Origin of the sequence: Pseudomonas turukhanskensis, from assembly GCF_027922365.1 — a bacterium.
Lineage (GTDB): Bacteria > Pseudomonadota > Gammaproteobacteria > Pseudomonadales > Pseudomonadaceae > Aquipseudomonas > Aquipseudomonas turukhanskensis.
Map to the genome: position 1 here is coordinate 165034 of NZ_BSFN01000006.1, position 12148 is coordinate 177181.

The 12148-nt window shown below is 59.5% G+C and carries 8 protein-coding genes; 3 read left to right on the plus strand and 5 right to left on the minus strand.

What is annotated here, in order from left to right; all coding sequences use genetic code 11:
• The first annotated feature begins 564 nt into the window (after nt 1–564).
• Nucleotides 565–1332 (plus strand): GntR family transcriptional regulator, encoded by a 768-nt coding sequence (locus PKE98_RS12805; protein ID WP_271195804.1) that lies wholly within the window; start codon nt 565–567, stop codon nt 1330–1332.
• Between the two features lie 131 nt (nt 1333–1463).
• Here the strand turns inward: PKE98_RS12805 and guaD are convergent, their stop codons facing one another.
• From guaD to xdhA, 4 genes are all read right to left on the minus strand, one after another.
• On the minus strand, nt 1464–2765 hold the full coding sequence (gene guaD, locus PKE98_RS12810; RefSeq protein WP_271195678.1) for a guanine deaminase: 1302 nt from the start codon (nt 2763–2765) through the stop codon (nt 1464–1466).
• A gap of 44 nt (nt 2766–2809) precedes the next feature.
• Nucleotides 2810–3643, minus strand: a complete 834-nt coding sequence (gene xdhC, locus PKE98_RS12815; RefSeq protein ID WP_271195680.1) for a xanthine dehydrogenase accessory protein XdhC — start codon at nt 3641–3643, stop codon at nt 2810–2812.
• A gap of 270 nt (nt 3644–3913) precedes the next feature.
• Nucleotides 3914–6307, minus strand: coding sequence for a xanthine dehydrogenase molybdopterin binding subunit (xdhB, locus tag PKE98_RS12820; protein WP_271195681.1), 2394 nt, complete (start codon nt 6305–6307; stop codon nt 3914–3916).
• Nucleotides 6300–7751, minus strand: coding sequence for a xanthine dehydrogenase small subunit (gene xdhA / locus PKE98_RS12825; protein ID WP_271195682.1), 1452 nt, complete (start codon nt 7749–7751; stop codon nt 6300–6302). Before xdhA ends, xdhB begins: the two co-directional genes overlap by 8 nt.
• A gap of 369 nt (nt 7752–8120) precedes the next feature.
• Between xdhA and PKE98_RS12830 the strand changes: the two genes are divergently transcribed.
• Nucleotides 8121–9740, plus strand: coding sequence for a phosphoethanolamine transferase (locus PKE98_RS12830; RefSeq protein WP_271195805.1), 1620 nt, complete (start codon nt 8121–8123; stop codon nt 9738–9740).
• A gap of 288 nt (nt 9741–10028) precedes the next feature.
• On the opposite strand, the gene PKE98_RS12835 is transcribed toward PKE98_RS12830, so the two are convergent.
• The gene (locus tag PKE98_RS12835; RefSeq protein ID WP_271195683.1) at nt 10029–11162 is read right to left on the minus strand and encodes an alkane 1-monooxygenase; all 1134 of its coding nucleotides are present in this window, start codon (nt 11160–11162) and stop codon (nt 10029–10031) included.
• Between the two features lie 326 nt (nt 11163–11488).
• On the opposite strand from PKE98_RS12835, the gene PKE98_RS12840 reads away from it, so the two are divergent.
• Complete coding sequence (locus tag PKE98_RS12840; RefSeq protein WP_271195684.1) at nt 11489–12148, plus strand: GntR family transcriptional regulator; 660 nt, start codon at nt 11489–11491, stop codon at nt 12146–12148.

Genomic DNA, 12148 nt, shown 5'->3' on the forward strand with positions numbered 1-12148 from the left:
TTCCTATAAGTAAGGTGGCAGGGCTCTGAGGTAGGTGGCTTGCGTGGTGCGCTTGCTGGTGGTTTGTTGACTCTTTGGTCAGGAAGTCACACGAGCGCGATTATGCGTTTGTATACAAAAAAAGCAATTAATGTTTTAACTGTTGCGCAAATTGCTCTTATCGATTGTTTGGCGTTCGATAAGCAAATTGTATGCGACAGTTTTGTTTCCGTTATTTAGTAAATATGTTTAAAAACAAATAGATAGATGATTTTCGTTTTTTAGCTAAGCAACCAAGTGGCAATGATTCGGTCTGGTTATGCGGCTGAGACGGCGCCTTTACATGCAAAAACGTCGGTGTTTTTGTCTGGTTACGCCGGAAAAAACTAAAAAATTTGTAGGGGAGGGGGCGCGACCATACAGCGAGGCCTCGGCCGACAAATTGGGTGGGTTAGGAGCTGCCGCTTCGATTGTGTACAATGCGCGGGTATTTTTACCCTCTATTTTCCCGCCAAAGGCTTGCCAGCACTGGGGGGAAACGCAGTAGAGTCGCGCATGACCGCAGAACTTCTGACGCGAGCCCGAATGAACGAACAATTGCAGCCCCTAAAGAAGCAACCGCGTGCTGGTAAAGCCAGCCACAGCGGCACGCAGGATGACGTGGTTTACGCGCACATCTTCGATGCCATTCTTGAACAACGCCTGGCGCCCGGCACCAAGCTGAGCGAAGAAGCGCTGGGCGAGATCTTCGGCGTCAGCCGCACCATCATTCGTCGCGCCTTGTCGCGTCTGGCCCACGAAAGCGTGGTGCTGCTGCGCCCCAACCGTGGCGCGGTGGTGGCCAGCCCCAGCGTTGAAGACGCCCGGCAGATTTTCTACGCCCGCCGCATGGTCGAGCGCGCCATCACCGAGCTGGCGGTGGAACACGCCACCGCCGAGCAACTGGCCGAACTGCGGCAGATGGTGGCCGATGAGCAAACCAGCTTTTCCCGTGGCGACCGCGGTGCCGGTATTCGGCTTTCCGGTGAGTTCCACCTCAAGCTGGCCGAGGCGGCGAAAAACGCCCCGCTGATCAGCTTCCAGCGCAGCCTGGTATCCCAGACCTCGTTGATCATCGCCCAGTACGAAAGCGGCAGCCGCTCGCACTGCTCGTACGATGAACACAACCAGTTGATCGACGCCATCGAAGCGCGCGATGCGGTGAAGGCTGTGAGCCTGATGATGCATCACATGGACCACATCGACAGCAAGCTCAACCTGGACGAGGACAGCGCCTCGGACGATTTGCACGCGGTGTTCTCGCACCTGCTGCAAACCAAGAAAAAAGCACCGCGTACTGCGGCGCCGCGCTAGTTTCTTCGGCCAATAAAAAACCGCCCTCGATAGGGCGGTTTTTTTTGCTCTGCGTAGGGTGTGCTCCGCGCACCAGCGATACGTGCTGATACGCAGCGGTGCGCACAGCACACCCTACGTCGAGGTACGGCTTAGCGTTTGTGTACGCTCTGGCCGGCCGCAAAGGTCTCTTGCACCGCCCGATCATCGCCAATTGTCATCAGCACAAACAACTTTTCTTCCAGGTTCTTGGCTTGCTGCAAGCGGTACGACAGCAGCGGTGTGGCGTGGTAGTCGAGCACGATAAAGTCAGCGTCGTTGCCGCTGGCAAAGCTGCCAATCCTGTCGTCCAGACGGAGAGCCTGTGCACCGCCCAGGGTCGCCAGATACAACGATTTGAACGGGCTCAATTTATTGCGCTGCAACTGCTGCACCTTGTACGCCTCGTTCAGCGTTTGCAGCATGGAGAAACTGGTGCCGGCACCCACGTCGGTACCCAGGCCCACATTCACGCCGAACTGCTCGGCCTGCTTGAGGTTGAACAGGCCGCTGCCCAGGAACAGGTTGGAAGTGGGGCAGTGCGAGACCGCCGAACCGGTTTCGGCCAGGCGCTGGCATTCCTCGTCGCACAGGTGCACGCCGTGGGCGAACATTGAGCGCTCGCTCAGCAGTTGGAAGTGGTCGTAGACATCCAGGTAACCCTTCTGCTCGGGGAACAGCGACTTGACCCAGGCAATCTCGTCGAGGTTTTCCGAGAGGTGGGTGTGCATATACAGGTCGTCGTATTCGGCGAGCAGTTTGCCAGCGGCAGTCAGTTGCTCCGGGGTACTGGTCGGGGCAAAGCGCGGGGTAACGGCATAGTGCAGACGTGCCTTGCCATGCCAGCGTTCGATCAGTTCCTTGCTGTCGTCGTAGCTTGATTGCGCGGTGTCGGTGAGGTAGTCCGGGGCGTTGCGATCCATCATCACCTTGCCGGCGATCATGCGCAGGTTCAGTGCCTGGCTGGCCTCGAAGAAAGCGTCTACCGACTGCTTGTGCACGCTGGCAAATACCAGCGCGGTGGTGGTGCCGTTACGCAGCAATTCCTTGAGGAAAATGTTGGCCACATCCGCGGCGTGAGCCGGGTCGGCGAACTGCTTTTCGGTGGGGAAGGTGTAGGTGTTCAGCCAGTCCAGCAGTTGCTCGCCATAGGCGGCAATCATGCCGGTTTGCGGGTAGTGGATATGGGTGTCGATAAAGCCTGGGGTAATCAGCGCGTCGCGGTATTCAGTGACGTCCACGCCCTTGAGGGTTGGCAGCAGGTCCTTGGCGTGGCCGATTTTGGCCACCTGGCCATTGTCGACCACCAGCACGCCATCTTCGAAATACTCATAGGACTGCGCGTCGCCCACCAGGGCGGGGTCGGCAATGCTGTGCAAGATGGCGGCGCGGTAGGCTTTTACGTGGCTAGTCATGGGCAGTCTCGTGGTACGTATTTATTGGTATGCGGTAGGGCGCCTCACGCCTTGGCGCGGCGCGAGGCGGGCATGAGCTTGGCGACGCTTTCGCCGCTCTTTTCGCCCTGGCCAAAATTGGCGTTGTAGGTGGCGATCACTTCACCGGCAATGGAGATGGCGATCTCCACCGGCAGCTTGCCTTTGACTTCGGCGATACCCATGGGGCAGCGCATTTTCTGCATGAGCTCGGGGCTAAAACCGCGATCACGCAGGCGGTGTTCGAACTTCACACGCTTGGTCTGCGAACCGATCAGGCCGTAGTAGGCGAAATCGTTGCGCTTGAGAATGGCGGCGGTCAGTTCCAGGTCCAACTGGTGGTTGTGGGTCATGACGATGTAGTAACTGCCCGGCGGCATGTTTTCTACCTCATCCACCACTTCCTCGTTCACCACCTTGGTGGCGCCGTGGGGAATGTGCTCGGGAAATTCGTTTTCCCGCGAATCGATCCAGCGCACCTTGCAGGGCAGGCTGGCCAGTAACGGCACCAATGCACGGCCGACATGGCCGGCGCCAAACACGGCGATATGCGCCTGCGGTTGGCCCATGGGTTCGAACAGCAGCACCGTGGCGCCGCCGCAACATTGGCCTAGGCTGGCGCCGAGGCTGAAGCGCTCCAGGCGGGTGTCCTGGGTGCGGCTGGCGAGCATCTCGCGGGCCAGCTCCATCGCTTTGAATTCCAGATGGCCGCCACCTACGGTTTCAAAAATGCGGTCAGCGGTGACGACCATTTTCGAACCGGCATTACGTGGGGTGGAGCCCAGTTCTTCGATGATGGTCACCAGCACGCAGGGCTGGCCCTGTTGCTGCAAGTCGGCGAGGGCGCTGATCCAACTCATTTGCTCAGCCTCCAGGTGCGAAGCGGTTTGGCGGAACGGGACAGGCGCCAATCGTCATCGGCTTTCGATGGCGCAGCGGGCTGTTCCAGCAGGACCAGACGCGGCAGAGCATCAGGGCTCTTTTGTGCGGCTGGTGTTGTTGTCTGTTCGGTGTGTGTTGTCATTGTTGTTCACCGTTTGTTGGGGCAATCGTATTACCTGTAGGAGCGAGCTTGCTCGCGAAAGATCTAAAGCTTCGCGAGCAAGCTCGCTCCTACACAGGGTTTTGCGTTAAGCAGGTTCTGTCGCGGTGATTTCGGCCTTCTGCGCCTTCATTACTTTCTTCATCTGCTCCACACCCCAGAGCACGCGCTCCGGTGTGGCCGGGGCGTCGATCAGAGGTTGTACGCGGTAGTCAGCCAGGCTGGCGACGGCGTCCTTGATCGCGCACCAGGCGGCGATGCCGAGCATAAACGGCGGCTCGCCCACGGCCTTGGAGTGGAACACGGTGTCTTCCGGGTTCTTGCGGTTTTCCACCAGTTTTACCCGCAGATCGAGTGGCATGTCGGCGATGGCCGGAATCTTGTAGCTGGCCGGGCCGTTGGTCATTAGCTTGCCCTTGGCGTTCCACACCAACTCTTCCATGGTCAGCCAGCCCATGCCTTGCACGAACGCACCTTCCACCTGACCGATATCGATGGCCGGGTTCAGCGAGTTGCCCACGTCGTGGAGGATGTCGCCACGCAGGAATTTGTATTCGCCGGTCAGGGTGTCGACGATCACTTCGATGCAGGCTGCGCCATAGGCGAAGTAGTAGAACGGACGGCCCGCGGCTTTGCTGCGGTCGTAGAAGATTTTCGGCGTGCGGTAGAAGCCGGTGGCCGACAGCGAGATCTGGCCGAAGTAGGCCTTCTGAATCATCTCTTCAAACGACAGGTACTGGTCCCGCACACGCACCTGGCCGTTGCTGAATTCCACGTCTTCTGGGGTGACGCGGTATTCGCGGGTAAGGAAGTCCACCAGGCGCGCCTTGATGGTTTCGGCCGCATTCTTGGCCGCCATGCCGTTGAGGTCGGCGCCACTGGAAGCCGCAGTCGGCGAGGTGTTCGGCACCTTGTCGGTGTTGGTGGCGGTGATCTGGATACGGGCGATATCCACCTGCAGCACCTCGGCGACAATCTGCGCCACCTTGGTGTTCAGGCCCTGGCCCATCTCGGTGCCGCCGTGGTTAAGGTGAATGCTGCCGTCGGTGTAAATATGAATCAGCGCGCCGGCCTGGTTGAGGAAGCTGGCGGTAAAGCTGATACCGAATTTAACCGGGGTCAGGGCCAGGCCTTTTTTCAGCACCGGGCTCTTCTTGTTGAATTCGGCAATCTCTTCACGACGCTTGGCGTAGTCGCTGCTGGCCTCAAGTTCGGCGGTCATCTCGTGGATAACGTTGTGCTCGACGGTCTGGTGGTAGTGGGTGACGTTGCGTTCGGTCTTGCCGTAATAGTTGAGCTTGCGCACCTGCAGCGGATCTTTGCCCAGGTCACGGGCGATGTGGTCCATGATCTGCTCGATTGCAACCATGCCCTGCGGGCCACCGAAGCCACGGTAGGCGGTGTTCGACGCGGTGTTGGTCTTGCAGCGATGGCCATTCACGGTCGCGTTGCCGAGGAAGTAGGCATTGTCGGAGTGGAACATGGCGCGGTCGACGATGGAGTTCGACAGGTCCGGCGAGTAGCCGCAGTTACCGGCCAGCTCGATCTCGATGCCGTGCAGCAAGCCGTCGTCGTCAAAGCCCACGTCGTACTCGACGTAGAACGGGTGACGCTTGCCGGTCATCTGCATGTCTTCAACGCGCGGCAGGCGCATTTTGGTCGGGCGTTTGGTCAGGTGCGCGATCACCGCGCACAGGCACGCCGGGCTGGCCGCCTGGGTTTCCTTGCCGCCGAAACCGCCGCCCATGCGGCGCATGTCGATAACGATTTTATGCATCGGCACGCCCAGCACTTCGGCCACCAGTTTTTGCACTTCGGTGGCGTTCTGGGTGGAGGTGTACACGATCATGCCGCCGTCTTCGGTGGGCATTACTGAGGAAATCTGGGTTTCCAGGTAGAAGTGCTCCTGGCCGCCGATATGCAACGAGCCTTGCAGGCGGCGCGGCGCCGTAGCCAGTTTGCTGGCCGAATCACCGATGCGGTGCTGGTGGCTGTCGAGCACAAAGTGTTTTTTACGCAGCGCGTCGACCACGTCGAGCACCGGCTCCAGGTCTTCGTATTCAATGATTGCCGCCATGGCGCCTTTGCGGGCGTTTTCATGGGTGTCGGCAGCCACCGCAATCACTACCTGGCCCACGTACTGCACCAGGCCGTCGGCCAGCAACGGGTCGCCGGGCGCCACGGCGCCGATATCCAGCAAGCCGGGTACGTCTTTATGGGTGATGGCGATGGCCACGCCGGGAATGGCGTAGCAGGGCGACACGTCAATCTTGGTAACGCGGGCATGGGCGCGGTCGCTCATGCGGGCATACACGTGCAACTGATTGGGGAATTCCAGGCGGTCGTCTACGTACACGGCTTCGCCGGACACATGCTTGTCGGCACTTTCGTGTTTGACGCTCTTGCCAACGCCAGTGGTGATGCCGGCGCGGAACAATTCGGCCAGCTCTTCCTGGCTTTTCGGGGCGTGGTGGTTAGACATAAGCGGTCACCCGTGTTTCGACGTCTGGAGCTTGCAGCTCGAGGAAGAATTTACGCAGCAGGTTCTGTGCGGTGAGCAGGCGGTATTCCTTGCTGGCGCGGAAGTCGCTCAGCGGGCTGAAGTCCTGGGCCAGGGCTTCGCAGGCCTGTTCGATCACATCCGGGTACCAGGCTGCGCCTTGCAGCACGGCTTCACAGGCAGCGGCGCGTTTCGGGATGGCGGCCATGCCACCGAAGGCCACGCGGGCGCTTTGCACCACACCATCGGCCACCACAATGTTGAAGGCGGCGCATACGGCGGAAATATCGTCGTCCAGACGCTTGGACACCTTGTAGGCGCGGAACGCCTGGTTGGTCTGGTGACGCGGCACGATCACCTTTTCAATAAATTCGGCTTCCTGACGGGCCGTCACCTTGTAATCGAGGAAGTAATCTTCGATCGGCAGGCTGCGGGTCTGGCCGCCTTTGCGCAGCACCACACGGGCGCCGAGGGCGATCAGCAGGGGTGGGGCGTCGCCGATGGGCGAGGCGTTGCCGATATTGCCGCCCAGGGTGCCCTGGTTGCGGATCTGCAGCGAGGCGAAGCGGTGCAGCAGGTCGCCGAAGTCCGGGTATTCCTTGGCCAGCGCGCCGTAGCAATCGGACAGCGGGGTGGCGGCGCCGATTTCGATGGCATCGTCGGTTATTTCGACGCGTTTCATTGCTTCCACGTGGCCGACGTAAATCATTACCGGCAATTCGCGGTGGAACTGAGTGACTTCCAGCGCCAGGTCGGTGCCGCCGGCGAGCAAGCGCGCTTGCGGGTTGGCGGTGTAGAGGTCGGCCAGGTCGCTGATGGTCAGCGGCAGCAGGCAGCGTTTGTCGCCGCTGTTGAGTTCGGCGGTTTCCTGCGGCGCGATGGCCTGCAGCTTGGCAATGGTTTCAGCCTCGGCGGCGTCGAACTGGTCCGGCTGCTTCTGGCAGCAAGCCTGCTCGGCGGCATCGATAATCGGGCGGTAGCCGGTGCAACGGCAGAGGTTGCCGGCCAGGGCTTCCATGGTCTGGCCCTTGTCGAAGCCGTCGCTGTTCTTTTGCAGCGCAAAGAGCGACATCACAAAGCCCGGAGTGCAGAAGCCGCACTGCGAGCCGTGGCAATCGACCATGGCTTGCTGAACGCTGTGCAGTTGGCCCTGGTGCTTCAAGTCTTCAACGCTGATCAGCTGTTTGCCGTGCAGTGAGGAAACGAAGGTCAGGCAGGAGTTGAGGGTGCGGTAGCGAATGCGCGGGGTGCCGGACGAGTTGTCCAGTTCACCCACCACAACGGTACAGGCGCCGCAGTCACCGGAAGCGCAGCCTTCCTTGGTGCCAGGTTTGGCCACGTGCTCACGCAGGTAATTGAGCACGGTGACGTTCGGGTCGAGACGCTGCTCAGTACGCAGCTCACGGTTGAGTAAAAACTGGATCAAGGACGACCTCCAGGCACTTTCTTGTTTTTTATGGCACGCGACGTTTGGGCGGGGTGAGGGTTGCGTTAAGGCTTGCCCTCACCCCCGGCCCCTCTCCCGCACGCGGGAGAAGGGTGCACAGCCGTTGAGTCTGTTTGCCGAATTTAGAGAATTCTGACTTTTGGGTCAATAAAATATTTGACTCTTTAGTCAAGCAATCCGCGTGCCCAGCAATCCGGCTTTTCGTTTAACCGCGAAAGGCGCTGTATTCCGGCGCTGTGAGGGATTTGCGGCCAACTAAACATTCAGGTTTTTTTAACGAATTTTTGACCGCTGCGTTTCTAGCATCCGCCCCCATCAACCTGTGGGCGGAACCGCAACGTGAATTCGATATTGAAAGTAAAGGCGATACGCCCGGAACTGCTGACACTGATCGGCAGCGCGTTTCTCCTTTTGGCCTGTAACCCGGTGCTCTGGGGCCACCTGGTGAGCATTACGCCCAGCACCGGCGCGGGGCTGATGATGCGGGTTGCCTTTGGTCTGATGGTGCTGGCGGTGTTCAATCTGGTGCTGACCGCGCTGGCCTTTCGCTGGGTGCTCAAGCCGGTGCTTGTGGTGCTGCTGCTGGTGAGCGCGGGTGTCGCGTACTTTATGAACGAGTACGGCGTGATGATCGATCTGGGCATGTTGCGCAACGCCGCGCAGACCAACCCCACCGAAGTGCGTGACCTGTTGTCGCTCAAACTGGCGCTGTATGTGCTGTTTTTGGGCATTTTGCCGGCGCTGCTGGTGTGGTTTATGCCGGTCACCTACCGCCGTTGGCCGCGCGAGCTGTTGACCAAGCTGCTGGTAGCCATTGCCAGCGTGGCGGTGCTGGGTGGTGTGGCGTTGGTTAACTATCAAGGCTTGTCGTCGCTGTTCCGTAACCACCATGAACTGCGCTTGATGGTGGTGCCAAGCAACTATGTGGGCGCTTCGTTGAGCCTGTTGCGCGAACAGATCGCCACCGGCAAGGAGCCGTTTCGCACCATCGGCGAAGACGCCGTGAAAGCGCGGGCCTGGCAGAGCCGCCGGCACAAGTCGCTGACCGTATTGGTAGTAGGGGAGAGTGCCCGCGCCGACAACTTCGGCATCCTCGGCTACGAGCGTGATACCACGCCGAAACTCAAGGCCGAGACCGGCGTGATTGCCTACCCGAACGCCCATTCCTGCGGCACAGAAACGGCCGTGTCGGTGCCGTGCATGTTTTCAAACTTGGGGCGCGCCAACTACAGCGCCAGCAAGGCCTACTCCCAGGAAGGGCTGCTGGATGTGATCAAGCGCGCCGGTGTGGATGTGGTGTGGCGCGACAACCAGTCAGGCTGCAAAGGCACCTGCGACCGGGTGAATATCGAAGACGTCAGCAACCTCAAAGACCCGGCCCTGTGCGCCAACAGCGAGTGCCACGACGAGATCCTGTTGCAAGGCCTGCAAGGCTTTATCGACAACCTGAAAAACGACACCGTGCTGGTGCTGCACCAGATGGGCAGCCACGGCCCCGAATACTTCAAGCGCTATCCCAAAGCCTTCGAACAATTCACCCCGGTGTGCACCAGCAACGCCCTGAACGAGTGCTCGCGCGACAGCATCGTTAATGGCTATGACAACACCATTCTTTATACCGACCATGTGCTGTCCAGCCTGATCGACGTGCTGCGCGCCAACCAAAGCAAAGTCGACAGCGCAATGCTGTATATGTCCGACCATGGCGAGTCGCTCGGCGAGTACAACCTGTACCTGCACGGTACGCCGTACATGATGGCGCCCGAGCAACAGAAACACGTGGGGATGGTGGCGTGGTTTTCCGACAGCTATCAGCAGGAGTTTCAGGTGGACGCTGACTGCCTGCGCACCCAGCGGGAACAGCCAGTAAGCCAGGACAACCTGTTCAGCTCCATGCTGGGGCTGCTGCAGGTGAATACCAAGGTGTACGACAAGGGGCTGGATATGTTTGCGGGGTGCCGGAAGTAAGGCCCGTAGAGTGCCAGAAGACACGTCATTCCAGCGCAGGCCGGGATCCAGAATTTTGCAGGTGACGGTGTACGTTCCAAAAGTCTGGGTCCCAGCCTGCGCTGGGACGACGGTGGCGCCTTCGAAAACATCGCGACCAAAGTTAAACCGCGCGCGGTTAGTCCCCTCTCCCGTTTACGGGAGAGGGCTAGGGTGAGGGGCTCTTGATCCGAGATTTTTGTTGCTGCTGGCCCTCACCTCCGGCCCCTCTCCCACAAGTGGGCGAGGGGAGCAAAGCATGTGAATCTGTCACGCCAACTGCGATTCACTGAGCTGATGCTCTTCCCCCGCGTAATAAGCCCGCACCTTCGGGTCCATCACCTTGCGCCATAGCGGCGGAAACAGTGCCAGTACAATCATCCCGGCATAGCCATTGGGCAACTGCGGACTGTCGTCAAAATGCCTCAGCACCTGATAGCGCCGCTTGGCGTAGGCATGGTGGTCGGAATGCCGTTGCAGGTGGAACAGAAATAGATTGGTCAGCAGAAAATTGCTGTTCCACGAATGGCTGGGGTTGGTGCGTTCATAGCGGCCGTTGTCCTGCTTGCGGCGGTGCAGGCCGTAGTGCTCCACGTAGTTGACGATCTCCAGCAGCGTCAGCGCCACAAACGATTGGCCAAGGAAAAACAGCGCGCCCATCCAACCGAACGCCAGGGTAAAGCCGAGCAAAAAGCCGGCGCTGATGGCGTACCACCAGATCAACTCATTACGCCAATGCAGCGCCGGCAAGCCGCGCCGTTGCAGACGCTCTTTTTCCAGCGCCCAGGCATTGAGAAAGTTGTGCTTATAGGCGTGTGGCAAAAACGCGTAGAGGCTCTGGCCGTAGCGCGATGACGAGGCGTCTTCCGGCGTGGACACATGCACATGGTGGCCCCGCACATGCTCCACCTTGAAGCCGGCATAACACACCGCCGCCAACAACAGGCCGCCGGCGTTTTGTTCAAGCTGCGGGTCTTTGTGGATAAATTCGTGAGCCACGGTAATGCCGATGGCGCCGGTCACGGTGCCCACCGACAGCACCCACCCCAGGCGCCCCACCCAGCTCCACGCCTCGTAGTGCACAAAGGCCCAGCCGGCCCACACCAGCATGCCCAGCAGAAACGGCACGGTGGCCAGGCTGAGCAGGCGGTAGTAGCCCTGTTTATCCATCTTCGGCACATCGGCCACTTCGTCAGGGTTGGCCGGGTCGCGGCCGACAATGGCATCCAGAATCGGGATCACGCCAAATACGATGGTGACTACCAGATAGGCCCAGGCATCGGCGTGGGCGCTGCCGAGTGACCAGTGAAAACTCATGGGCACGCCCAGTACGGGAATCAGCCAGATCCAGTAGCCGGCTTTTTTCAGGGCGATCATCCAGGAGGAAGGCAGGTACGCAAACATGGTGAGCTCCATTATTTTTTGAAGGGGAGTCGACCGTTATTTTTTGAAGGGGAGTCGACCGTTGAAATTGTAGGACAATCGCCTTGCCCAAAGGCCATTGCCCACCCAACCTTTTGGACGGCAAGCCGCTACGCCGTTACCTTTGCCGGGTAACACGCTGTGTTACACTCGCGCCCGTTTGGCAAGCTACTGCGCTCGGTTAGGCAGCGTTAAAAAGTCGGTGAAAATGCTCATTGGCTACAGCCAACTGCGCTTTTTCACCAGCTTTTTGCCTTGCCTACCCTTCGCTCGCTACGCTTGCCCACTATCCCTCTTGAAGGACAGCCATGACGTTCAAAGCTCCTGACAGCCTCGCAGAACAGATCGCGCACCACCTGGCCGAGCGCATCATTCGTGGGGAATTGAAAGAACGTGAGCGGATTCAAGAACAGAAAGTCACCCTGGCGCTCAACGTCAGCCGGGGTTCGGTGCGTGAGGCGTTGCTGATTCTCGAGCGCCGCCATCTCATCACCATCCTGCCGCGCCGCGGTGCCCACGTCAGCGAACTGACCCCGCACAACGTCAAAAGCCTCTATACGCTGGTCGTCGAGCTGTACATTCTGCTCGGCTTTGCCGTGGCCGAACGCTGGAAAACCGAAGCCGATTTGCAGCCCTTCGTAGAGATTCAGCAGCGCCTGATGGCCTGCGCTGAACAAGGCGATATCGACAGCTTTGTGCAGAGCAGTTTCGATGTGATGCGCGCGGCGTTCCCGTTCGCCAACAACCCGTACTTGCAAGAAACCCTGGAAAATCTGCTGCCGGCCATGAGCCGCACCTACCACCTGGCCCTGGAAAAACGCAAAAGCGAGATGAGCCAGTTTCTCAATGCCTTCGGCGGTCTGTTGCAGGCAGTAATTGCCCGCGACCCCCTACAAGTGCGCGAAACCCTCACCGCCTACAGCAAACACAACTGCCAGATGGTGCTCGCCGCCATGGCTGAACGCTAA